Genomic DNA, 22,193 nt, shown 5'->3' with positions numbered 1-22,193 from the left:
CCCCGCACGTATGTGGAGGATGGCTTTTTTGCGTCTGTGTATGCTGGTCAGGATAGCCTTTCAGCCCTCGCAGCTGAGGGTTACTCTACAGAAGCAGACAGCAGGCTGGAGATTACTTTGGCGGCTTCAGCGCGGGTGGCAGTAGCCTTAGGGGCGAAGCTGCCGTCTGTGCGTCCGGCGATAATCTTCTTATCGACAGCAACAGCTACAGCGGATGCTGCCCAAGCGCTGATGGAAGCCGAATCGTTGAAGCTGACTGCTGTGGAGGCAGTCAATATTTTACCGGCACGAAGATCCAGCCCCTGCTTCACCATAACCGCCATCTGTTCACGGGTGATGGAAGCATTAGGTGCGAAGGTGTCGGCGGTTACACCGCTTACCAGCTTGTTCTCATGAGCTGCTGCAACAGCACCTGCATACCAGGCGGATGCAGGTACATCTTTGAAGACTGGAGATACATTGACTTGCAGCTTCAAAGCTTTGGTCAGCAAGCTGGCGAATTCGGCGCGGGTTACCAGGCCGTTCGGATCAAAAGTATCGGCTGTTTTGCCGGAAATGATCTTATCCGCTGTGAGGCTATTGATGTAACCAGCCGCCCAGTGTGACACGGGAACATCCTTGAATACTTCAACGGCAGGCTGTTCCGTAACCGGATCAGCAGCGGGCACAGATGGCGTTACAGCCTTGCTCACGTCCAGTGTGAAGACACCAAAGCCCTTCTCATCCACTTGACCTGTATAGGCAATGTTGTCCGTTGTTTTGGCATAGGCCTCTGCTTTGGGAGATGAGGTGAAGGTGACCTTCACATTCCCGGAGATTGGTGCAATCGACCAATTGTTATCGGCGGACGGATTAATGGTTTTGCTGGCCGTTATATAATCCATCAGGATCTGGCGGTTCTCATCCGGTGAGTCGATGATGTATTTGCTGCCTTTGACACCAGGGAAGTTACCGCCGCCGCTTGCGCGGTAGTTATTGGTTGCCATGATGAAATCCTGATTCGGATCAATCGCTTTGCCGTTATACTGCAGATTGATAATCCGGCTGGAGGAGGCGTCATTCACGGTACCATCCGGTTTGTACTTGGCTGGTTTGGTAACATCGACCTGATAAGTTACACCATCAATTACGTCGAAGTTATAGACGGCGAAGGAGGAATTAAGCAGCTCCTGTGCTTCTGTTGCGTTCGGATTGATCTGATTGAATTTGCCCGCAGACATTTCCAGCCATTCCTTGACCACAGACCCCTTCACGAGAATCGCCTTCAGCGTATTGTCGTACAGGTACAGGTCGCCTGCGCTCTTAATGGCCAGTGGTCCCTGAGCAATATCAGTATATTCTTCCGGGCCGTTACGTCCGGCCTTAAATGGAGCACCGACGGACAGAACCGGGATACCTGCATATTGCGGAAGATTAGCTTTGATGTAATTTTCTACATACTGCTTCTGTGCAGTGGTAACGATCTGTACGGATGGATCATCCTGAACCAGTCCGAAGTAGCTGTAGATCGGTGCGGTCGTTGTGCCAATTGGACTGTTCGCATAGGCAATTGTTGCTTCATGATCGGCCTGCACGGCATCCACAATGGCCTGATCCACGTCTACCGTAGATTTTTTGGCAACAGCATCATAGATTGCCTTGGTGGAGGATTGCGATGAAGCGACCTTCCACTTGCCATCTGTTTTTTCCAGAGTCAGATCGATGAGGCCCAGATTACTGCCGCCGTAGCCGGCCTGTACTGCAGGGACACCGTTGATGGTTCCTTTGGCATTGTCGACACCAGGCAATACTTTGCCGGATGCATCCTTGAAGAGAGCATCCAGTGACTTCTCATCCGCTGCAGGGAATACTTTATGTGTATGAGAGAAGGTGATCGCATCAATACCGGCAACCTTACTCAGCGGGAAAATAGCATCCTCTGCCTTCACGTAAGCTTCGGCACTGCCGTTAAACCCGGAATGGGTCATGGCGATAATCAGATCTGCACCGGCTGCGCGCATCTGTGGAATGAATTTCTCAGCTGTAGCTACGATATCCTTGGTAATGACTTTGCCTTCCAGATTGCTCTTGTCCCATTCGGTAATCTGCGGAGTGACAAGGCCGAGTACACCAATCTTCAGCGTCTGCACATTGCCGGCTTCATCCTTATAGGATTTGGTAATGATCTGATAAGGGCTGTATTTGTTAACATCGTTGTCCGGATTGCTGTCTTTGTCATCTACATATACATTGGCGTTAATATAAGGGAAATTGGCGCCTTTGATCGCCTGATCCAGGTAATCCAGACCGTAGTTGAATTCATGATTGCCGAAGGTGGCTACATCGTACCCCATCAGGTTCATTGCTTTGTACACAGGATGAATCTCGGTGCCCTTAATCGGGTTCACCAGTGCTTTGTATGTGCCGAGAGGTGTACCCTGGATCAGGTCTCCGTTGTCTACCAGCAGCGTATTGCCAATCTCTTGGCGGGCTGCTTTCACTAGATTAGCTGTGCGGGCCAGTCCGACGGTCAGAGACGTAGCGCTCTTATAATAGTCATACGGGAGCAGGTTGGTGTGGATGTCTGTAGTCTCCATGATGCGCAGCTTCATTGTGGAGTCAGCCGGCGCAGCTGCCGCGAACATTCCACTGAATGGCAATACAGTCATAGAAATTACGAGTGAGGATAGAACAGTTTTGTGCAATAAGTGCTGGAAATTATGCCTCATGCAATCTTTCATCCCTTCTATTGTCAAGTTAGGTAACAAACACAAAGAATATTATATAGGAAAGATATTGAAATTGAAATTAAAAACTAAAATTTGATTATCTTAAAATGACAAAAAAGTATATTGCCCGGCAGGCCGGGTCAATATACCAATAAGCAGAATGGTTTTATAGGAGGGCTTGAAAATAGGGATTAGGCATCATAATGATCTGAGCCTAACAGATTTCGGCCAGAGAGGACATTTCTGATGATTTCGATAAAATCAGCTGAAGCTTTAGCTTCCAGCGCCAATTCATAGATGTTAATTAATTGTTCGTCAGACAATAGCTCAAGTGATGAGGGGCGCGGAGAAGGATGAAAATAATATTCCATTAGATTCCTCCATCTGTAGTTGAGAGTGCTAACAAATAAGTGAATTGTTTTAAAACATTACGAATCTATCAAAATGGTACCATTTGGAAGCTAATCCGTCTGCTGTCATTCGCCCTCTGAATTCATCTTTACAAAAGATGGGTAATATGGGATAATGATTGGCTTTGGTGCGAGGATATATTAATAGCATAAGTATAAGATTTTGTATTAATTATATAGCAGGAAAAATCCCGGCGCCAATGGGCACCGGGAAATGGGAATGATTCTATTCTTCTGTGATTACGGTGAATCATTCCACCGGGAGGCTAAAAATCTTCTGATCCGTGCTTCATTCGATTCTGATACGGTAGCAAATTGTTCTCCTTGATTGAACAGAACGATCTTCCGTTCCGGGTCATAACCGTCAATATTGCCAATGTTGACTACATTACTGCGGTCAAGACGTTCAAAGCCGATGCCCCCATATGCTGCGTATAAATCGGAAAGAGTGGTAGGGAGAACAAATTCGCCTTCTTTCGTATGGACGAATATTGTATTCTTATGATTTGAGAAATACAATATATCCTCCTCCCGGATACTCCGGGAAGAGCCGTCGTTTAGTAAGACACGCATGTTTTCCCCATCCTTGTGTAATTACTTGCGCAATTCTTTGGGTGCTTCCGGGCTGTGAAAGGCTGGCTTCATAATTGAAACAAAGAAACGTGCAGATCCGGCAAGAGCGGCTGAAATTTGTTTAGCGATAGCTTTTTTCAATGTATTCTCCTCCTTGTCCAAGGAATTACTGTTAATGATTGGACTATAAAAGCCAATCCGATTACAGATGATTGAAGAAAAAAGTTAGAGGAAACCATTAATATAGAAACCAACTTCAATAATGGAAATATAGAAGTGGGAATTCTTGCATTATTGTCCGGGTTTGGAGCAAATATAACGATTATGATCAAACTGATTATGTTAGCAATCCAAAGGGCAGAGTCTGGAAAGGTGATTAAAGAAGGCAGTAAGGTGCTTAATAAAATAGTAACAATATTACAAACCGTAGCTGTTTTTAAATGAAAACCGCCTGAGGCGAGGCGCAGTATCGAGAAACAGAATAGAAAGGTTAAGCATTCGGCATATGTTCCGGAAATAAAACCTATTATCGAAGTGCCCGCTATGATTAGCAGTGTATTTAAAATAATGCCCAGCGAATACTGCATAACTTCGACAGAGTGGGTTTCCTCTGAATTTGCATTCTTTATTGCCATTGCAATTCTAAAGGCTAATGAATTCATCATCGGTTCGATCCTTTTTATATGATAGATATAGGTAGGCATAAAGCAAAATGCCATAAAGCATAGGCATTAGGAAGAAATACTGAGAATATCTTTGTGTTAGAATTAGCATTAATATAACGATGAATATAGCAGGCGCACTTAGAATAAAGATTTTAATTTCACGAAGGGCTATCTTTACTTTGACGTTTTGTTTGTCAGGAACAAAATCAAATCCCTTTCTATGTTTACCGATATTAAAACCAATAATGATTGTAAGTACAACAGAGATTAATTGAAGAATATACACACCAACGGACAAGAAAGGGAATTCTATAGAGTATAAACCTGTCAATTTCATTAGAAAATAACATGTGGATTGAATGAGCATATAGGATAAATAAGTTAATCCTGTCATAATAGCAGCATAAAAAATATGAATTCGAAACAAAAGCCATAAAAAGCAGAAAGTTAACAGATATTGAATAGCCACGTCTGTAAGTATAAGCCCATAGTCGTTACGGAGAACGTAGGACACAAATGCCATAAGGGCACCAGCGAACAAGATTTCTTTGGGATAAACATCAATCTTAAATACCTTGAAAGCCAAATAAAACATTGCAGATGTCTCCAGTATTGAAAATACCATATACAGCACAAAATCCAACATGCCTACACTCCCAAACACCAAAGTAGCTAATCTTGGTGATATTATACATAATAGGATAAAATGCAACAACAGGTTTTGACACTTTCCGGCAAATATTTCTTAAAAAATGTATTTTGAGAGGAGTTTTACCATGCAGGAGCGTCCAGAGCAGGGAGAATACACCGAATTCCAGTCCAGATATATTACTTTGGTGCCGCCAGAAGGAGATTTGAGGGTCATTCTAAGAGAGCAGACGCAGCAAGTATTGGCTCTGTTTGGCGGACTTACTGAGGAGCAAGGCGCATACCGGTATGCACCAGGGAAGTGGAGCATCAAAGAAATGATAGGGCATCTAACGGATAACGACCGGATTATGTCCTACCGTCTGCTTTGTTTTGCCAGAGGAGAGCAGGCGCCGCTGCCCGGCTATGAAGAGAATGATTACGCTGCTGCTGGCGGATTCGACTGCTTCTCGCTACAGGAGATGATAACGCATTACCGGATCGTTCGGGAGTCCACCCTGGCGCTGCTGGTTAGCCTGCCGGAGGATTCCTATACACGTAAGGGGAGCTTCGGGGGTATAGCCATGTCGGTTCGGGCGCAGGCCTGTCTGATTATCGGACATGAGCTGCATCATCTGCGGATTCTTCATGAACGTTACTTGAACTAAAATGCTGTAATTAGGCTGGAGAGGAGCGCTTATGAGCTTGCTAAAAGGCATCTGGCATTTCTTCATTCCGAGAGAACGCACATTAGTTTATACCACTTTTGACCAGGGACAATATTTTAAGGTAAAAGGTCTTTTGACGGCGGCAGGAGTACGGCACCGCTCCAGGATTAACGGGGGAATGAAAGCGACCACCCAGCGTGCTAATTATGGAGGAAAGGCTACGGTTCAGCATGATCTGTATGTCCGTAAGGAAGATGAGCACAGAGCACTGAAGGCTATTCATTAGAATAAAACACACTAAAAACGCATTTTAGCCTATCAATGGCTGGAATGCGTTTTGGTGTTTTCTATCTATAAAGTGATTAAAGGAAATAACAAAAGGCTAAATAATAGAAATATATTCTTTTTTTACAATGGAGGATTCTTGTGGCATTTGCGGCAGACCGGGTAATAGGCTTCATTGCCGCCAATCTGAATCTGTTTGCCGCTGTATACAGGCTTGCCGTCTTCGACCCGCAGTGCCATGGTGGCTTTCCGGGCGCAGAACCAGCAGATGGTCTTCATTTCCTCAATCTTGTCGGCGTAGATCAGCATGTATTTGCTGCCTTCGAACAGATTGTTCTGGAAATCATTTTTGAGGCCGAAGGCCATGACCGGAATGCCGAGCTCATCGACAATGCGCACGAGCTGGAGAATGCAGTCCTTAGTCAGGAACTGGCACTCATCTATCAGCACACAGTGGGGTTTCGGCAGATTGCTGCTGACAATGCTGTAGATATCCGTATTCTCATCGATAGGGATGGCCTGCTTGCGCAGTCCGATCCGGGAAGAGATGTAACCGACTTCGTCCCGGTCGTCAAGGGATGGAGTGAAGAGGAGTACCGACTTGCCCTGCTCCTCGTAATTATGTGCAACCTTGAGAATCTCAATGGATTTGCCGCTATTCATTGCCCCATACTTGAAAAATAACTGTGCCACGTCCATCTATCCTTTCGCTGTTCAGCTTGGTTAATAGTATCCGAAAAATGCGACCTTATTAGAGTATCATATTCGGGGCCGGGGTAGCCAGTGAAAAGATTGCTCCAGCGGGGATGTGATATAATGAACGCAATTATGTCTTCAGCAGGAGAATCTTGTGAACAGAAAGGAAGTTTATCAGGTGACAGAGAAATTGGAGCAATACAAGGAACGGTTAAACCTACTTCAGGAGAAGGGGGAACTAAGCCCTGAGTCGGAGGATTTACTGGTCGAAATGATGGCAGAAATGACGGAGCTTCACCGCAGCAATAAAGCATTGCGCCGGGTCATCCTGAAATCGGGACAAGGCTCAGCGATGTCTACCCGTCTGCGGGATGCGCTCTACGAATAAATAAATGGGGTATAACCGATGAAGCTAACCTTCTCTTATCTTAAAAAATACCGTGTCGCAGCCATTGCCGCACTGGTAATGATGCTGATCGAACTGGCAGTAGAGCTGTCGCAGCCATTGCTGATCTCCAAAATCATTGATGAAGGCATCCGGGAAAAAGATACAGCAGTAGTCTGGCTGTGGGGCGGTGTGCTTGTGGGAAGCGCTGCAGTGGCGTTTCTTGCCGGAGTGCTCAGCTCCTTTTTTGCCTCGCATGCCAGCCAGGGGTTCGCGTTCGACCTGCGGGACAAGCTGTATGAGAAGGTACAATCCTTCTCTTATGAAATCTTCAGCCGGTTCCCTACTTCATCGCTGATTACAAGGCTTACAGGTGATGTGTCTCAGCTGCAGGATACGATATTCATGGGTCTGCGGTTCATGACCCGTATCCCGCTGGTAGTGGTGGGCAGCGTAATTATGGCGCTCGTGGTGCATGTCAAGCTGGGGCTGCTGCTGACGGTGACGCTGCCGTTTTTGGTGATTTTCCTCTTATGGCTGATGCGGAGAGCCTCTGTTCTGTTCCGCAATGTGCAGAACCGGCTGGATGATGTTAATGGTGTCATTCAGGAGAACCTTACCGGTATCCGTCTGATTCGTGTATTTGTGCGCATGGGTCATGAGATTGGCCGGTTTGCCACGTTCAGCGGGAAGCTGATGCAATCGACTGTATCCGCGCTGCGGCTCACGGAGACCTCGACACCGTTCATTATGATCATCGTGAATGCTGGAATTCTGGCTGTCTTATGGTTTGGCCGGATTGAGATATCCACAGGTGATGCGACGCTCGGCCAGACCGTTGCAGTCATTAATTACTCCCTGCGCACCATGGGTGCACTGTCTGCGCTGTCTTGGATCATGGTAAGCTTCTCGCGCGCCAGAGCTTCTTCCGTGCGCATTGATGAAGTGATGTCGGCCAGTGAAGGTCCGGGGGAATTGGGAATGGCGCCTCTGAACGGGATGGGGCCAGCGCAAACGGGCTCTCTTAATCAGAATCAGTTGCCAGCCATTAAGGGGAAGGTCGAGTTCCAGCAGGTCGGCTTCAGTTATCCCGGCAGTGAGATTAAAGTGCTGGAGGACATTTCCTTCACGGTGCAGCCTGGAGAACGTGTGGCGATTATGGGTGCAACGGGCTCAGGTAAATCCTCTCTGGTAACATTGATCCCCCGTCTGTATGAGTGTGGCAGCGGTGTCATCAGGATTGACGGGATGAAGCATACGGAAATTGGCATACAGGCACTGCGGGGATCGATTGGTTATGTACCGCAGGAGGTACTGCTGTTCACCGGCTCGATCCGGGAAAATATTGCCTGGGGTAACGGGCAGGCGGGTCAGGAGGACATTGAGCAGGCAGCCGCAGCCGCCCAGATTCATGAGACTGTTGCAGGACTGCCGGAGGGGTACGATACCCAGCTTGGGCAACGCGGAGTCAATCTGTCCGGCGGACAGAAGCAGCGTCTGACCATCGCGCGGGCACTGGTACGCAAACCGGCGATTCTGATTCTCGATGACAGCACCAGTGCGCTTGATGCGGTGACGGAGGGGCTTTTACTGGCGGAGCTGAAGACGATGTCCTGCACAACGTTCCTCATCACCCAGAAGATCAGTTCCACTGTGTCGGCCGATCTGATTCTGCTGTTGGACGAAGGACGGCTGATTGCCCAGGGGACGCATACAGAACTGATGGATGCGTCCCCGCTGTACCGCAAAATCTATCAGTCACAGACTGGGGAGGCGCAGCATGTTCAAAGCACTCATTGAGCCGTTCCGCCATCCGAAGCTGGAGGTCGGACTGGGAGAAGGGAAGGTCTTCGGGGCAATGGGCGCCCGGAAACCGAAGGCCAAAGCCAAGAACTGGTCCGGTACGCTTGGACGGATATGGAGTTACCTTGCGGAGCGCAGGGCTAAGCTGGTATTGGTACTGTTTATGGTCCTGCTCAGCTCAGGACTGTCCTTGCTTGGACCTTACCTGATCAGCCGGGCGGTGGACCATTATCTTGAAGGGGACGGGGGCAGAACCTGGGTGGTTTTTCTGGTCACACTGGCTCTTGTCTATCTGCTTAATTCTCTGATTTCCTGGCTGCAGAATATCTGGATGATCGAGATTGCCCAGGAGACCGTATACCGGATGCGTACGGATCTGTTCTCTCATCTGCACCGTCTGCCGATCTCCTTCTTCAACCGCAGGCAGCAGGGGGAGATTATGAGCCGGCTAACCAATGATATTGAGAATATCAGCTCGACGCTGAACAGCTCGGCGATTCAGATTTTCTCCAGTATCCTGACGCTGGTGGGTACGGTGGGGGTAATGCTGTGGCTCAGTCCCTTGCTGACGCTGCTGACCTTCATCGTTGTGCCGCTGATGATGCTGGGCATGCGCTGGATTACCCGGCGGACCGGCCCGCTGTTCAAGGAACGGCAGCGCAATATGGGAGAACTGAACGGTTTTATAGAAGAAACGTTGTCCGGCCAGCGGATTATCAAAGCGTTCTCGCAGGAGGAGCGGGTCATTACCGGCTTCAGGGAGCGCAATACACGGATTATGCTGTCAGGGTACTGGGCCCAGGCGATTTCCGGCTTCATTCCCAAGCTGATGAATGGTCTGAACAACCTAAGCTTTGCAATCGTTGCCGGAGTCGGGGGGCTGCTCGCCATCCGCGGACTCGTAACAGTAGGGATAATTATTGCTTTTGCTGAATATGCACGTCAATTCACCCGCCCGCTGAATGATCTGGCGAACCAGTGGAACACGCTTCTGTCGGCAATTGCCGGAGCGGAGCGGGTATTCGAAGTACTTGATGAAGAAACCGAAGCCAGGGATGAGGGGGCAGCGGTAAAGCTGCAGCATGTGGAGGGCGCGGTGAAGTTCTCGGGCGTATCCTTCTCCTATGATGGAGGTGCAGATACGCTGCAGGATATATCTTTTGAAGCTAAACCCGGAGAGATGATTGCGCTGGTTGGACCTACTGGAGCCGGCAAAACCACCCTAATCGGCCTGCTGTCCCGCTTCTACGATCCGAGTAAAGGAAGTATAACGCTGGACGGAAGAGAGCTCTCCACGATTACCCGGGAAAGTCTGCGCAGCCAAATGGCCTTCGTACTGCAGGATTCTTTCCTGTTCAAAGGAACGATCCGCGACAATATCCGTTACGGAAGACTGGATGCATCCGATGAAGAGGTGGAGGAAGCCGCGAAGCTTGCCAATGCCCATGCCTTCATTATGAGGCTGCAAGGGGGCTATGACCGGATGCTGTCCGTAGACGGCAGCGGCATCAGTCAAGGGCAGAAGCAGCTGCTAGCTATTGCCCGGGCAATTCTCGCGAATCCGTCTATGCTGGTGCTGGATGAAGCTACGAGCAGTATTGATACAGTGACCGAGATCAAGATTCAGGAAGGCCTTCAGGCGCTGATGAAAGGGCGGACGAGCTTCGTGATTGCCCACAGGCTGGGCACGATCCGGGCTGCTGACCGCATACTGGTGCTCCAAGGCGGACGGCTGATTCAGCAGGGTTCCCATGAGGAGCTATTGCGGCAGGGCGGTCTCTATAGCGAACTGGTACAGGGGAGCAAGGGGGCTGCTGCGCAGTAAGTGCTGCCGGCAAGGATGGGATAGGGAAGATGCTTTGCTGAAATAGGCGGTGCAGGATGGACTTCCGGGCTGCTGCTGTTGCTGAGCCTCACGAATATCCCGACTATATGCGCTTTCCGTGGACAGAGATCGGGCAAATTTAATGAAATCCTGCACAAAATACAACATTTCCCTCTTCCTACCGGCCTAAAACCAAAATTGTTGTAGAAAATGCAGGATTTCACCTTATTTAAGCGGCTTAGCCGGATTATTGTTGTATTTCATACAACATTCTATCTGAACACCTGGCTATCTGGGTATCAAAGTTGCAAAACGTACAACATTTTTGTCTGCAGCGGCCTAATAGACAGTGCTTCCGAGGTCCGAAACGAATCAAGTATAAGAGGGTGTTGTATTCCGGGTGCGGATCGGGATTTTCTCCAGCTCAAGCTACATGCAGTTGGTTTCAGAATATTCGAACGACAAAAGGGGATGCCTCTGCAGCCATTTCAATCCTGGCTTGGGACATCCCTGCTTATTAGTGTTATTGATTATTGTTAGGGTGTGGCATTGGTGGACGGGGGCTGCTGCGCTTTCTGTTTCTCTCTGAACCGTGGTCCTACGTAGTTCTTCTTGCGGTCCCGGGTTAGTATCCAGCCGCCGAGGAAGCTCATTCCGGCCAGGAACAGCAGCAATCCTCCGCCAAAATGCAGCCAGGCGAAATCCGGAGTGACGGACTCGTCGCCATGCATGGAGATAAAGTTGAAAATATCATCTTTCATCATCAGGAAGCCCTTCATGGCCAGAAGGCCGGGGATCACCAGGATAAGGATGGCAATGAAGCGTGAAATGAGCAGTTTCATAATCGTCCCTCCTCTTCGCAGCCGTTTGAATTCACCCCTATGATAACGCTTCAATTGGCAAAAGTCCATGGATACATGACGTTTATAAGTTTTGTAATAGAATCAAAAGAGAGTACAATATAATAGGTTAAACTGAACTTTAGAGGAATGACTGGAGGATACATATCATGACAATTACCTGTGACGTGGCGATACTTGGTGGAGGTACCGGCGGTTATGTGGCGGCGATCCGCGCCGCGCAGCTCGGCAAATCCGTCGTCGTCATCGAAATGGACAAGCTGGGCGGAACCTGCCTGCACCGCGGCTGCATTCCCAGCAAATCACTGCTGCGCAGTGCCGAGGTATTTGCTGAAATCAAGGAGAGCGAAAGCTACGGTATAGCGACAACTGGTGTAGAGCTGGTGTTTCCCAAAGTGCAGCTGCGCAAGGAAGCGGTAGTGGAGCAGCTCCATCAGGGTGTGCAATATTTGATGCGCAAGAATAAAATTCAGATTCTCAAAGGCAAAGGCCGGATCATCGGCCCGTCTATTTTCTCTCCGCGAAGCGGTGCAGTTGCCGTGGAGCTGGAGGATGGCGAGATGGAGACTGTAGTCTCCACCAATCTCATCATTGCTACCGGATCACGTCCGCGTATACTGCCTGGCCTTGCGCCTGACGGCAAGGTGATTCTGAGCAGTGAGGAAGCGCTGACGCTCGAAGAGCTTCCGGCCTCGATTATTATTGTGGGCGGCGGGGTTATCGGCGTGGAATGGGCTTCGATGCTGGCTGATTTCGGTGTGCAGGTAACTATAGTTGAGGCCGCCGGCCAGCTGCTGCCACAGGAAGATGAAGAGGTTGCCCGTGAACTGCTGCGTCTGCTCAAGAAACGCGGAGTCAAAGTGTTGACCGGTACTACCGTGGATGCAGAGAGCTGTAGTATATCGGAATCCGGGATTACAATTGAAGCCCGCAAGGGTGAGCAGAGCCAGAGCCTGTCGGCAGAGAAGCTGCTTGTATCCGTAGGACGCGTAGCGAATATCGAGAATATAGGCCTGGAAAATACAGATATCCGCTTCGACAAAGGTGTCATCGGAGTGAATGCCAGCATGCAGACGGGGGAGCCGCATATCTACGCTATTGGCGACTGCATCGGCGGACTGCAGCTGGCACATGCGGCCAGCCATGAAGGCATCCGTGCCGTGAATCACCTGGCGGGCGAAACGCTCCATCCGTATGAAGCCCATCTTGTTCCCCGCTGTGTCTATACGCGGCCGGAAGTGGCAAGTGTCGGTTATACCGAGAAGGAAGCGAAGGCGCTGGGACATGAGACTGTAACCGGCAAATTCCCGTTCTCGGCTATCGGCAAAGCGATTGTCTACGGCATGAAGGACGGCTTCGTAAAAGTGGTCGCCGACTCGAAGAGCGGGGATATCCTCGGCGTGCAGATGATTGGCCCGCATGTGACGGACCTGATCGGTGAAGCGGCATTGGCACAGATTCTGGATGCAACACCCTGGGAGGTTGGCGAGGCGGTCCATGCCCATCCGACACTTTCGGAGATCATCGGGGAAGCGATGCTGGCGGTGGATGGAAGAGCAATTGGATTCTAGGATAAGATGAAAGGGCTAAAGTGAATGCCGGACGGAGCTGAGGGCGCTTGATGCGCCTAAACAGCTCCATAGCGGCATTTCTTGGCTTTTCTTTTTGTATGGAATGGGATTATAATGAACTTAGAATGAAATTAGTACCTGGTTTTAAGATCAGGGCATATACTTTGTTGAGTCATGCTTAACAAAGTTAGCGAACGCTTCCGGAGCCGGTTGTACGACCTGAATACAGGAAGCTATGCTTACAAAACTTTTAGGAGGTACCTCTTATATGGAATCCCAAGGTACTGTAGAAACCGTTAACCGACATAAACAGCTTGGACTCAGCGACGGCCAGGTTATCGATATGTACAGATTCATGCAGCTCGGGCGCAAATACGATGAGCGCAGTCTGCTGCTTCAGCGCGCAGGCAAGATCAATTTCCATGTGTCCGGCATCGGACAGGAAGCGGCGCAGGTCGCAGCGGCTTTTGCGCTGGACCGGGAGAATGATTATTTCCTCCCGTATTACCGTGATTATGCGTTCGTGCTGACGGTAGGAATGACCACGCGTGAGCTGATGCTGTCCGTATTCGCCAAGGCGGAAGATCCGAATAGCGGCGGCCGGCAAATGCCGGGCCACTTCGGAAGCAAACGCCTGCGCATCGTAACGGGATCAAGTCCGGTTACGACCCAGGTTCCGCATGCTGTAGGCTTTGCGCTGGCGGCCAAGATGCAGAAGAAAAAGTTTGTTTCCTTTGTCACGTTCGGTGAAGGCTCCAGTAACCAGGGTGATTTTCATGAAGCGTGTAACTTCGCCGGTGTGAATAAGCTGCCGGTCATCATCTTCTGCCAGAACAACCAGTATGCGATCTCCATTCCGGCCCACAAGCAGCTTGGAGGCAAGGTCAGTGACCGCGCCCTCGGCTATGGCTTCCCGGGTGTACGGGTGGACGGCAATGATCCGCTTGAGGTCTACCGTGTGGTCAAAGAGGCGCGGGAGCGTGCGCTCGCCGGAGAAGGACCCACCCTGATTGAAGCGATGATGTACCGCCTGTCGCCGCATTCCACCTCGGATAATGATCTGGCTTACCGGACCAAGGAAGAGGTTGACGAGAATTGGAAAAAGGACGGCATCGCCGCGTTCCGCACGTACCTGACCGGACTGGGTCTGTGGAGTGACGAGCAGGAGCGTGATCTGGTTGCCGAATATAATCTTGAATTGAAAGAGGCCATAACCTACGCCGAAAATGCACCGTTCCCGAAACCGGAAGATACGCTGCTGCATGTGTACGATGAATCCGGCCTTAAGGGAGGAGCATAAGCCATGGCGATGATGGAATATATCGATGCAATCCGGCTGGCAATGAAGGAAGAGATGGAGCGCGATGATTCGGTGTTCGTGCTGGGTGAGGATGTCGGCGTGAAGGGCGGCGTATTCACGACCACCAAAGGACTGCAGGATCAGTTCGGCGCAGAGCGCGTGCTTGATACACCGCTTGCGGAGTCAGCGATTGCCGGCGTGGCGATCGGCGCGGCGATGTACGGCATGAAGCCAATCGCCGAAATGCAGTACTCGGATTTCATGCTGCCCGCAACGAACCAGATTATCAGCGAGGCGGCCAAAATCCGCTACCGTTCCAATAACGACTGGAACTGTCCGGTGGTAATCCGCGCGCCTATCGGCGGCGGGATCTTCGGCGGATTGTACCACTCTCAGTGTCCGGAATCGATCTTCTTCGGTACTCCGGGACTGAAGATTGTAGCCCCTTACTCGGCTGCCGATGCCAAGGGACTGCTGAAAGCTGCTGTCCGTGACCCTGATCCGGTGCTGTTCTTCGAGAACAAGAAATGCTACAAGCTGATCAAGGAAGATGTGCCGGAGGGCGACTACATTGTGCCTATCGGTGAAGCGAATCTGCTGCGTGAAGGCAGCGATATTACGGTGATCGGGTATAGCCTTCCGCTGCATTTTGCGATGCAGGCAGCGGAAGAGCTGGAGCGCGAGCAGGGCATTACCGCGCATATTCTGGATCTGCGCACCCTGCAGCCGCTGGACCGCGAGGCGATTATTGCCGCTGTCCGCCAGACCGGCAAGGTGTTGATTGTCCACGAGGACAACAAGACCGGAGGCATTGGCGGCGAAGTGGCAGCCATTATCGCTGAACACTGCCTGTTTGATCTGGATGCGCCAATCTTCCGCCTGTGCGGACCTGATGTGCCGGCGATGCCAATCTCCCCGCCGATGGAGAAGTTCTTCATGCTGAGCAAGGACAAATTAAAGGCGGAGATGCTGCGTTTGGCGCAGTACTGATATATGTGAACAACAGGTGAGGTTTTTATGTTCAACCTGTATGTACATTGGGCATGAATGTTGCAATTATTGCAGCTTAGATTCGAAATTAGCGGTGGGTTGGGCAGGATTGCTGTATGAAATACAACAATTTGCACGCTTATCCGCTTGAATAAAGAGAAATGCTGCCTTTTGTACAACTTTTCTGATTTTTGGCCGATTTAAGTGGTGAAATGTTGTATTCTGGGCAGGATTTCGTGGCTACATGCTTCCGAAGCCAGTTTTGTCGAAGCTGCTTCAGGGAGCCTGTGCTTACAAAACTTTAAGGAGTGACATTATGTCTGACAATACAAAGCTGACGGATGTAATCATGCCGCAGCTGGCAGAATCGCTGGTATCGGCGACGATCGGAAAATGGCTGAAGCAGCCGGGCGATACGATCGAGCAATATGAGCCGATCTGTGAGCTGATTACGGATAAGGTAAATGCTGAGCTTCCGGCTACCGTAGACGGTACGCTGGTGGAGCTGCTTGCCGAAGAAGGCCAGACGGTCAGCGTCGGCGAGATCATCGCCCGCATCGCATTAGCGGGTGCTGCCCCTGCGGCAGCGGCCCCGGCCCCGGCAGCTGCCGCTGCGGGACCTGCCAATGCCGCAGCCCCGGCGGCACCCGGCGCAGCGCCGCAGCCTGCCCACGCCTCCGTCCGGCCGTCTGTGCCGGCTGCGGCTTTTGACGCGGATGCTCCTATGCGTTCCCGTTACTCTCCGGCTGTGCAGACGCTGGCCGCCGAGCACGGCATCAACCTTGCGGCCGTGCCGGGCACCGGCCTGGGTGGACGCATCACACGCAAGGATGTGCTCGCGTTCCTGGAGAGCGGTGCAGCTGCGGCTCAGCCTGCAGCTACAGCCCCAACTGCTGCTGCTCCTGCGCCGCAGCAGCCTGTATTCCAGCCTATTCAGGAAGAAGTGCGCGGAGAGCTTCAGCATTTGCGTCACTCCGGCCTGCACTTAAGCGAGTCGCCGAAGATTCCGACGATCGAAGTGGAAGGCGGGCGGGGCAGCAGCTCGGAATACCTGATCGACGTTACGCCGATCCGTAATACGATCGCTACCCGTATGCGCCAGAGCGTCTCGGAGATTCCGCATGCCTGGACGATGATTGAGGTCGATGTGACCAATCTTGTCGTGCTGCGCAACAAGCTGAAGGATGAGTTCAAGCGCAAAGAGGGCATTAACCTGACCTATCTGGCCTTCCTGATGAAGGCGGTTGTTAGTGCAATCAAGGACTATCCGATCATGAACTCCGTCTGGGCCGTTGACAAAATCATTGTCAAACGCGATATCAACATCTCGCTCGCTGTAGGCACAGAGGACTCTGTAATGACACCGGTCATCAAAAAAGCCGACCAGAAGAACGTCGCAGGCTTGGCCCGCGAGATCGACGAACTGGCGCTGAAGACCCGTGAAGGCAAGCTGCGGCTGGAAGATATGCAGGGCGGTACGTTTACGGTTAACAATACCGGATCATTCGGCTCGATTCTGTCCTATCCGATCATTAACTATCCGCAGGCGGCGATTCTAACCTTTGAATCTATCGTGAAAAAACCTGTAGTCATCAATGATATGATCGCTGTCCGCTCGATGGCCAATATCTGCCTGTCGCTGGATCACCGGATTCTGGATGGGGTCATCAGCGGCCGCTTCCTGCAGCGTGTGAAGGATAATGTGGAAGGTTATACGCCGGACACCAAGCTGTACTAATGTTTGAACAAGGCAGCTGCGGAACCCTGTGACAGGGAGAATATGAAGCAAAGGGGACCTTATGACCATGGACAACCTGAACTTAAGCAAACTGGAAATTTCCTATCTCCCGCTGATGGAATACGGCGCGGCCTGGGAGCTGCAAAAGGAAGCGGTGCAGGGGATTGACGCAGGCACCGCTTCCGAGCGGCTGATCCTTCTGCAGCATCCGCCTACCTATACCATCGGTTCACAGAATCATCCGGAGCATCTGCTCCTTAGCGTGGAACAGCTTGGGAAACAAGGGATTGCGCTGTTTGAAATCGACCGCGGAGGAGATATTACATATCACGGACCGGGCCAGCTTGTAGGTTATCCTCTCCTGAAGCTTGGCGAAGACGGCAAGGTCGATCTGCACGGATATCTGCGCAGGCTGGAGGCCGTTATTATTGCCTTTCTGGCTTCACACGGGATATCAGGAACCCGCAAGCAGGGATATACGGGCGTATGGGTCGGCGATGAGAAAATTTGTGCGATCGGCGTCAAATTCAACAAGAGTAAATTCCGCAGAGGTTTTATTACCAGTCATGGCTTCGCGTTCAACATCTCAGCCGGAATCAGCCAAAGCGGCTTCTCGGGAATCATACCCTGCGGCATTGCCGAGTACGGGGTTACTTCACTTGAGGAATGCACCGGGCGCTCCTTTGGCCTGGAGAGTGTTGCTTCCGAGCTGGTGCCTTATTTCCTGCAGCAGTTTCCGTATGAAGCGGTTGCCGGGGTTGTAAGTGCTGCAGAATAAGGAATGCTGAATCCGGGCAACGTCAAACAGCGCCCGGAGAACCCGGACGCTGTTATTCAAGTACTAAACGTGACTAACCGGCCATAAACGGCTCGATGACGAACAGCACCGTAGAGGCGATCATAGCGATCAGCATAATGTAGATAATGATGCGGAACCATTTTTTCTGTTGCATGAGTGACTCCTTTGAGATTAGTTTAAGTTAAGAACGAAGGCGTAAATGAACGCAGTACAACCATTGTAACGTATCCGCGAAAGAGAGGGAAGTCCAAGTGATATCACAAGACCGGTTGATCAATGAATTCATGGAGCTTGTCCGTATTAATAGTGAGACCAGAAATGAACGGCGGATTGCCGATGTACTCAAGGAAAAATTCAGCACTCTGGGACTGACAGCAGTTGAAGATGATTCTCAGGAGAGAACGGGACACGGAGCTGGTAATCTGTTCGTGACCTGGCCTGCGGACAGCGGCGTGAGCGCGCCTAAGCTGCTGTTCACCTGCCACATGGATACAGTGGTTCCCGGGCAGAATATTAAGCCTTCCCTTGGGGAAGACGGCTGGATTACCAGCGACGGCAGTACAATTCTCGGAGCGGATGACAAAGCGGGGCTTGCCGCCCTGTTCGAAGCGATCCGGGTAATTCAGGAGCAGAAGCTTCCGCACGGGCAGATTCAGTTTGTCATTACGGCAGGCGAAGAGTCCGGGCTGATGGGCGCACGCGCAATGGACCCGGCGCATCTGGATGCCGATCTTGGCTTCGCGCTTGATTCCAATGGTGAAGTAGGAGCAATTGCCATTGCTGCGCCGACACAGGCGCGGGTAACGATGCAGATCTTCGGTAAATCCGCTCATGCCGGAGTTAATCCGGAGGATGGAATCAGTGCGATTCAAGTGGCGAGCAAAGCGATTTCGGCGATGAAGCTTGGACGGATCGATAATGAAACGACAGCGAATATCGGCAAATTTGCCGGCGGCGGCCCGACCAATGTGGTCTGCGACCATGTGCAGCTGGATGCGGAAGCCCGGAGTATTGTGCAGGAAAAGGTAGAACTGCAGATTGCCTCTATGCGTGAAGCCTTGGAGACAACCGCACGTGACAATGGCGCACAGAGTGAATTCCGCAGTGAAATCATTTATCCGGCGTTCAGCTTTAATGAGCATGATCCGGTGGTACAGCTGGCAGACCGCGCGATTACTTCACTTGGACTGACTACCCGGCTGTTCGCTTCCGGTGGCGGCAGTGATGCCAATGTGTTCAACGGCCTGAAGGTTCCTACTGTGAATCTGGCTGTCGGCTATGAGGATATCCACACAACGAAGGAACGGATCAAAGCCGAAGATATTGTCAAAGTAGCCAGCCTGGTTGTAGCTATTGTGGCCGAGAGCCAAAAAGGCTGATTTCAAAAACTGCGCAGATGCCTGCCGATCATGGGGCCGGCTGCGCTTAAATGTAACAAAAAGGAGCTGTTCCGGAATTCACCGGGAGACAGCTCCTTCTTGTTACTCGGTGAAGCTAATCTTCCTCACGGATATCCGGAAGAACGAAGCGGCATTATCCTGCCTTGGAAGCTGTGATCCGCGTTTCCGTCTGGAGCAGCAGGATATAGGATAGGGGCATATCGCGCCCGTACTGCTTCATCCATCCGGCCATTACGGCCATGATCTGCTCCGGTTTACCTACCATTGTAACTGCGGATGAGCTTGCTCGGACAAGACAATCATTCATGCCTGCATTCCTTCTTTCCTTTTAAGTTTGCTATAATACACCCTATGCATAACCATGCCAAAGGAGACCACAAATCTATGAAAAACGATGAAATCAACCGCAACCCCGCATTGGATGAAGAAACATTGTCGACGAAGCCGATCTTTACTGGCAACATTATTTCGCTGCAGGTGGACACGGTGAAGCTGCCTGACGGCAATACAGCAACCCGTGAAGTCGTGAAGCATCCGGGGGCCGTAGCTGTGCTGGCACTGAATAACGGTAAAATGCTTGTAGTGGAGCAGTACCGCCAGCCGATGCACCGGACTGAGGTGGAGATACCGGCAGGCAAGCTGGACAAAGGCGAGGATCCGCTGGCGGCTGCGGGCCGTGAGCTTCAGGAGGAGACCGGATTCCACAGCGGCGGGCTGAAGCTGCTGAAGTCGTTCTACACCTCTCCCGGCTTCGCCGACGAGATCATTCACCTCTATGTGACCGAAGATGCCCAGCCGGGAGAGATGGCGCTGGATGAGGATGAATTCCTGGAGGTTTCCGAGCTGACGCTGGAGGAAGCGTACCAGTATATCGCGGATGGACGTATTGCGGATGCCAAGACCATGATGGCTGTCTACGCCTGGCATCTGTATACGCTGACTGGACAATGGCACTAGAGTCTACGCTGCAGAGCGTTTACTGCGACCTGCATGTGCATATCGGGCGGACTTCGGAGGGACAGGCGGTCAAAATCAGCGGCAGCCGCGAGCTCACCTTCGCCGGGATTGCCAAAGAGGCGGCAGAGCGCAAGGGGATCGGTCTGATCGGCATCATCGACAGCCACTCCCCGGGGGTGCTGCGGGATATTCATGCGGCGCTGGATTCGGGCGAGATGACGATGGCGGAAGGCGGAGGTATTGCCTACAGGGGGACTACGATCATTCTGGGAACCGAGATTGAAATCCGTGAGCCCGGGCGAAAAGAGTGCCATGTCCTGGCCTTCATGCCGGACCTTGGGACCATGGAAGAGTTCAGCAGCTGGATGAGCGCCCATATGCGGAATGTGAATCTAAGCTCCCAGCGCCTGTATGCACCCTCCCGGGTGCTGCAGGACGAGATTACCGGACGGGGAGGATTGCTGATTCCGGCACATATTTTCACTCCGCACAAAGGGCTATACGGCTGTGCAGCGGAGCGCATGGCTGACTTATTTGACCTGGAACGCATTGCGGCAGTAGAGCTTGGACTCAGTGCGGATTCGGAAATGGCCGGATATATCTCAGAGCTTGACCCGTACAGCTTCCTGACCAATTCTGACGCTCATTCCCTGGGCAAAATCGGCCGTGAGTATAATGTGATTGAGATGCAGCAGCCCTCTTTCCATGAGCTGAAGCTGGCGCTGGAACGCTCGGAGGGACGCCGGATCAGTGCCAACTTCGGGCTGAACCCCCGGCTGGGGAAATACCACCGCACATATTGCGGCGGCTGCGGCAGCATTATCGATGAGGCTTATGCGACTTCAGAGCGCTGTCCGTATTGCGGCAGTCCCAAGCTGGTGAAAGGGGTGCTGGACCGTATTCTCGATATTGCTGACCGTGAGCAGCCGCTGGTTCCGGCGTACCGTCCGCCCTACCATTACCAGGTGCCTCTGGAGTTTATTCCGGGACTTGGCAAGCGTAAGCTGAATGCCCTGCTGCAGGCGTTTGGCACAGAGATGAATATACTGCACAAGGCGGGTGAAGCTGAGCTTGCGGCTGTTGCCGGACAAGAGCTTGCAGAGCTGATCGTACTGGCCCGTACCGGCAGGCTTGCGCTCTCTTCAGGAGGCGGAGGGACGTACGGCAAGGTCATTAAGGGGAAGTAACCAAGGACAAGTAACCAAGGACAAGTCATAGAGCGGGACATTCCTTCATATGGTGTAACATGTGACCGGAAAGGAGAATGTCCTGATGCGCAGTTTAAGGCTGATGATGAAGGAACAGACGCCTCTTTATATTTTTGTCGCGGTATTATTCCTGGTCGGGGTCGTATTTGGAGCGCTCATTGTCAGTGCGTTAACGCTGGATCAGCAGCAGGAGCTGGGGGATTATCTGGGTAATTTCTTCATGACCGTCGATCAGCAGGGACTGCCTGCCGCGCAGGATTCGTATTGGGGGATTGCCGCATTCAATCTGAAATGGGTCGGACTGATCTGGATACTCGGCTTGTCGGTTATCGGACTTCCGGGGATTCTGATTCTGGATTTCCTTAAAGGCGTGCTGATCGGCTTCACCGTTGGCTGTCTCGTCAGCCAGTATTCCTGGCATGGCATGCTGTTTGCCCTGGTTTCTGTAGCCCCGCATAATCTGGTGCTGATTCCGGTACTGCTTGTATGCAGCGCGGCAGCGATCGCCTTCTCCCTGCTGATGATCCGCAGCCGGGTGCTGGGACAACAGCGGCGTACCAAGGTGACACGGCCTTTTGTAATGTACACCCTGTTGTCACTCGGCATGGCCCTGCTGGTTATGGGGATCTCCGGATTTGAGGCCTGGGTGACCCCGGTGATGATGCGGTGGGTGACGCCGATGCTGGTGTCAGCCGGATGAGCGTGGAATCTTCAGGAAGCAGCAG

23 protein-coding genes are annotated in these 22,193 nt (G+C 51.5%); 14 read left to right on the top strand and 9 right to left on the bottom strand.

All coding sequences use genetic code 11. From position 1 onward, the window contains the following. Positions 1–80: 80 nt before the first annotated feature. The 5 genes from GC101_RS07810 to GC101_RS07785 all read right to left on the bottom strand — a co-directional run bounded on the left by GC101_RS07810 (position 81) and on the right by GC101_RS07785 (position 5,002). Positions 81–2,648: a bifunctional 2',3'-cyclic-nucleotide 2'-phosphodiesterase/3'-nucleotidase gene (locus GC101_RS07810; RefSeq protein WP_425497137.1), complete on the bottom strand. Its 2,568-nt coding sequence runs from the start codon at positions 2,646–2,648 to the stop codon at positions 81–83. 251 nt (positions 2,649–2,899) lie between these two features. Then, entirely contained in the window at positions 2,900–3,079 is a 180-nt protein-coding gene (gene sda / locus GC101_RS07805) for a sporulation histidine kinase inhibitor Sda (protein WP_039300400.1), read from the bottom strand. Positions 3,080–3,358: 279 nt separating this feature from the next. Then, entirely contained in the window at positions 3,359–3,691 is a 333-nt protein-coding gene (locus GC101_RS07800) for a LytTR family DNA-binding domain-containing protein (RefSeq protein ID WP_171716760.1), read from the bottom strand. Between the two features lie 137 nt (positions 3,692–3,828). After that, positions 3,829–4,356: an accessory gene regulator ArgB-like protein gene (locus GC101_RS07790; protein WP_171716758.1), complete on the bottom strand. Its 528-nt coding sequence runs from the start codon at positions 4,354–4,356 to the stop codon at positions 3,829–3,831. Next, complete coding sequence (locus tag GC101_RS07785) at positions 4,334–5,002, bottom strand: hypothetical protein (RefSeq protein ID WP_171716757.1); 669 nt, start codon at positions 5,000–5,002, stop codon at positions 4,334–4,336. The genes GC101_RS07790 and GC101_RS07785 overlap by 23 nt, the downstream gene beginning before the upstream one ends. A 130-nt stretch (positions 5,003–5,132) precedes the next feature. On the opposite strand from GC101_RS07785, the gene GC101_RS07780 reads away from it, so the two are divergent. Both GC101_RS07780 and GC101_RS07775 read left to right on the top strand, forming a co-directional pair. Beyond that, the gene (locus tag GC101_RS07780) at positions 5,133–5,651 is read left to right on the top strand and encodes a DinB family protein (RefSeq protein ID WP_171716756.1); all 519 of its coding nucleotides are present in this window, start codon (positions 5,133–5,135) and stop codon (positions 5,649–5,651) included. 31 nt (positions 5,652–5,682) lie between these two features. Beyond that, complete coding sequence (locus tag GC101_RS07775) at positions 5,683–5,937, top strand: hypothetical protein (RefSeq protein WP_171716755.1); 255 nt, start codon at positions 5,683–5,685, stop codon at positions 5,935–5,937. A 122-nt stretch (positions 5,938–6,059) separates the two neighbouring features. Here the strand turns inward: GC101_RS07775 and GC101_RS07770 are convergent, their stop codons facing one another. Further along, positions 6,060–6,629, bottom strand: a complete 570-nt coding sequence (locus GC101_RS07770; RefSeq protein ID WP_042138712.1) for a thymidine kinase — start codon at positions 6,627–6,629, stop codon at positions 6,060–6,062. 157 nt (positions 6,630–6,786) lie between these two features. Between GC101_RS07770 and GC101_RS07765 the strand changes: the two genes are divergently transcribed. Genes GC101_RS07765 through GC101_RS07755 form a run of 3 tightly spaced genes read left to right on the top strand, consistent with a single transcriptional unit; the run spans position 6,787 to position 10,645 of the window. Then, the gene (locus tag GC101_RS07765) at positions 6,787–7,020 is read left to right on the top strand and encodes a hypothetical protein (protein WP_171716754.1); all 234 of its coding nucleotides are present in this window, start codon (positions 6,787–6,789) and stop codon (positions 7,018–7,020) included. A gap of 18 nt (positions 7,021–7,038) precedes the next feature. After that, positions 7,039–8,817: an ABC transporter ATP-binding protein gene (locus GC101_RS07760; RefSeq protein ID WP_171716753.1), complete on the top strand. Its 1,779-nt coding sequence runs from the start codon at positions 7,039–7,041 to the stop codon at positions 8,815–8,817. Next, the gene (locus tag GC101_RS07755) at positions 8,798–10,645 is read left to right on the top strand and encodes an ABC transporter ATP-binding protein (protein ID WP_171716752.1); all 1,848 of its coding nucleotides are present in this window, start codon (positions 8,798–8,800) and stop codon (positions 10,643–10,645) included. The genes GC101_RS07760 and GC101_RS07755 overlap by 20 nt, the downstream gene beginning before the upstream one ends. Before the next feature lie 536 nt (positions 10,646–11,181). Here GC101_RS07755 and GC101_RS07750 read toward each other — a convergent pair. Then, positions 11,182–11,487 (bottom strand): DUF2627 domain-containing protein, encoded by a 306-nt coding sequence (locus GC101_RS07750; RefSeq protein WP_042138708.1) that lies wholly within the window; start codon positions 11,485–11,487, stop codon positions 11,182–11,184. 167 nt (positions 11,488–11,654) lie between these two features. Here GC101_RS07750 and lpdA point away from each other — a divergent pair, with 167 nt between their 5' ends. From lpdA to lipB, 5 genes are all read left to right on the top strand, one after another. Beyond that, on the top strand, positions 11,655–13,076 hold the full coding sequence (gene lpdA / locus GC101_RS07745) for a dihydrolipoyl dehydrogenase (RefSeq protein WP_171716751.1): 1,422 nt from the start codon (positions 11,655–11,657) through the stop codon (positions 13,074–13,076). Positions 13,077–13,344: 268 nt separating this feature from the next. Next, a complete protein-coding gene (locus GC101_RS07740) occupies positions 13,345–14,376 on the top strand; it encodes a thiamine pyrophosphate-dependent dehydrogenase E1 component subunit alpha (protein ID WP_039300370.1) in 1,032 nt (343 codons plus the stop codon). A gap of 3 nt (positions 14,377–14,379) precedes the next feature. Then, a complete protein-coding gene (locus tag GC101_RS07735) occupies positions 14,380–15,366 on the top strand; it encodes an alpha-ketoacid dehydrogenase subunit beta (protein WP_076245571.1) in 987 nt (328 codons plus the stop codon). Between the two features lie 316 nt (positions 15,367–15,682). Then, complete coding sequence (locus tag GC101_RS07730; RefSeq protein WP_171716750.1) at positions 15,683–17,104, top strand: dihydrolipoamide acetyltransferase family protein; 1,422 nt, start codon at positions 15,683–15,685, stop codon at positions 17,102–17,104. A gap of 67 nt (positions 17,105–17,171) precedes the next feature. Beyond that, entirely contained in the window at positions 17,172–17,882 is a 711-nt protein-coding gene (gene lipB / locus GC101_RS07725) for a lipoyl(octanoyl) transferase LipB (protein ID WP_425497136.1), read from the top strand. A gap of 73 nt (positions 17,883–17,955) precedes the next feature. Here the strand turns inward: lipB and prli42 are convergent, their stop codons facing one another. Next, complete coding sequence (gene prli42 / locus GC101_RS07720; protein ID WP_099052488.1) at positions 17,956–18,057, bottom strand: stressosome-associated protein Prli42; 102 nt, start codon at positions 18,055–18,057, stop codon at positions 17,956–17,958. A 97-nt stretch (positions 18,058–18,154) separates the two neighbouring features. Between prli42 and GC101_RS07715 the strand changes: the two genes are divergently transcribed. After that, positions 18,155–19,282, top strand: a complete 1,128-nt coding sequence (locus tag GC101_RS07715; protein ID WP_171716749.1) for a M20/M25/M40 family metallo-hydrolase — start codon at positions 18,155–18,157, stop codon at positions 19,280–19,282. Positions 19,283–19,436: 154 nt separating this feature from the next. On the opposite strand, the gene GC101_RS07710 is transcribed toward GC101_RS07715, so the two are convergent. Continuing rightward, positions 19,437–19,610, bottom strand: coding sequence for a hypothetical protein (locus GC101_RS07710; protein ID WP_156118672.1), 174 nt, complete (start codon positions 19,608–19,610; stop codon positions 19,437–19,439). Positions 19,611–19,687: 77 nt separating this feature from the next. Between GC101_RS07710 and GC101_RS07705 the strand changes: the two genes are divergently transcribed. The 3 genes from GC101_RS07705 (at position 19,688) to spoIIM (ending at position 22,168) form a co-directional block, all read left to right on the top strand. Beyond that, positions 19,688–20,260, top strand: coding sequence for an NUDIX hydrolase (locus tag GC101_RS07705; RefSeq protein WP_042138703.1), 573 nt, complete (start codon positions 19,688–19,690; stop codon positions 20,258–20,260). Then, a complete protein-coding gene (locus tag GC101_RS07700) occupies positions 20,251–21,447 on the top strand; it encodes an endonuclease Q family protein (protein ID WP_171716748.1) in 1,197 nt (398 codons plus the stop codon). The genes GC101_RS07705 and GC101_RS07700 overlap by 10 nt, the downstream gene beginning before the upstream one ends. Positions 21,448–21,532: 85 nt before the next feature. Next, entirely contained in the window at positions 21,533–22,168 is a 636-nt protein-coding gene (gene spoIIM, locus GC101_RS07695; RefSeq protein ID WP_042138701.1) for a stage II sporulation protein M, read from the top strand. Positions 22,169–22,193: the final 25 nt, after the last annotated feature.

The sequence above is a fragment of the Paenibacillus phytohabitans genome (assembly GCF_013141775.1).
GTDB lineage: Bacteria > Bacillota > Bacilli > Paenibacillales > Paenibacillaceae > Paenibacillus_AQ > Paenibacillus_AQ phytohabitans.
This window is presented reverse-complemented; position numbering and strand designations above follow the sequence as displayed.

Excerpts from the sequence above, each read along its gene's own strand:
- lipB (WP_425497136.1), top strand. The coding sequence starts at position 17,172 with ATGGACAACCTGAACTTAAGCAAACTGGAAATTTCCTATCTCCCGCTG.
- GC101_RS07760 (WP_171716753.1), top strand. The coding sequence starts at position 7,039 with ATGAAGCTAACCTTCTCTTATCTTAAAAAATACCGTGTCGCAGCCATT.
- GC101_RS07735 (WP_076245571.1), top strand. The coding sequence starts at position 14,380 with ATGGCGATGATGGAATATATCGATGCAATCCGGCTGGCAATGAAGGAA.
- GC101_RS07755 (WP_171716752.1), top strand. The coding sequence starts at position 8,798 with ATGTTCAAAGCACTCATTGAGCCGTTCCGCCATCCGAAGCTGGAGGTC.
- GC101_RS07710 (WP_156118672.1), bottom strand. The coding sequence starts at position 19,610 with ATGAATGATTGTCTTGTCCGAGCAAGCTCATCCGCAGTTACAATGGTA.
- GC101_RS07740 (WP_039300370.1), top strand. The coding sequence starts at position 13,345 with ATGGAATCCCAAGGTACTGTAGAAACCGTTAACCGACATAAACAGCTT.
- GC101_RS07705 (WP_042138703.1), top strand. The coding sequence starts at position 19,688 with ATGAAAAACGATGAAATCAACCGCAACCCCGCATTGGATGAAGAAACA.
- prli42 (WP_099052488.1), bottom strand. The coding sequence starts at position 18,057 with ATGCAACAGAAAAAATGGTTCCGCATCATTATCTACATTATGCTGATC.
- GC101_RS07730 (WP_171716750.1), top strand. The coding sequence starts at position 15,683 with ATGTCTGACAATACAAAGCTGACGGATGTAATCATGCCGCAGCTGGCA.
- GC101_RS07750 (WP_042138708.1), bottom strand. The coding sequence starts at position 11,487 with ATGAAACTGCTCATTTCACGCTTCATTGCCATCCTTATCCTGGTGATC.
- sda (WP_039300400.1), bottom strand. The coding sequence starts at position 3,079 with ATGGAATATTATTTTCATCCTTCTCCGCGCCCCTCATCACTTGAGCTA.
- lpdA (WP_171716751.1), top strand. The coding sequence starts at position 11,655 with ATGACAATTACCTGTGACGTGGCGATACTTGGTGGAGGTACCGGCGGT.
- GC101_RS07780 (WP_171716756.1), top strand. The coding sequence starts at position 5,133 with ATGCAGGAGCGTCCAGAGCAGGGAGAATACACCGAATTCCAGTCCAGA.
- GC101_RS07700 (WP_171716748.1), top strand. The coding sequence starts at position 20,251 with ATGGCACTAGAGTCTACGCTGCAGAGCGTTTACTGCGACCTGCATGTG.
- spoIIM (WP_042138701.1), top strand. The coding sequence starts at position 21,533 with ATGCGCAGTTTAAGGCTGATGATGAAGGAACAGACGCCTCTTTATATT.
- GC101_RS07785 (WP_171716757.1), bottom strand. The coding sequence starts at position 5,002 with ATGTTGGATTTTGTGCTGTATATGGTATTTTCAATACTGGAGACATCT.
- GC101_RS07810 (WP_425497137.1), bottom strand. The coding sequence starts at position 2,648 with ATGACTGTATTGCCATTCAGTGGAATGTTCGCGGCAGCTGCGCCGGCT.
- GC101_RS07775 (WP_171716755.1), top strand. The coding sequence starts at position 5,683 with ATGAGCTTGCTAAAAGGCATCTGGCATTTCTTCATTCCGAGAGAACGC.
- GC101_RS07790 (WP_171716758.1), bottom strand. The coding sequence starts at position 4,356 with ATGATGAATTCATTAGCCTTTAGAATTGCAATGGCAATAAAGAATGCA.
- GC101_RS07800 (WP_171716760.1), bottom strand. The coding sequence starts at position 3,691 with ATGCGTGTCTTACTAAACGACGGCTCTTCCCGGAGTATCCGGGAGGAG.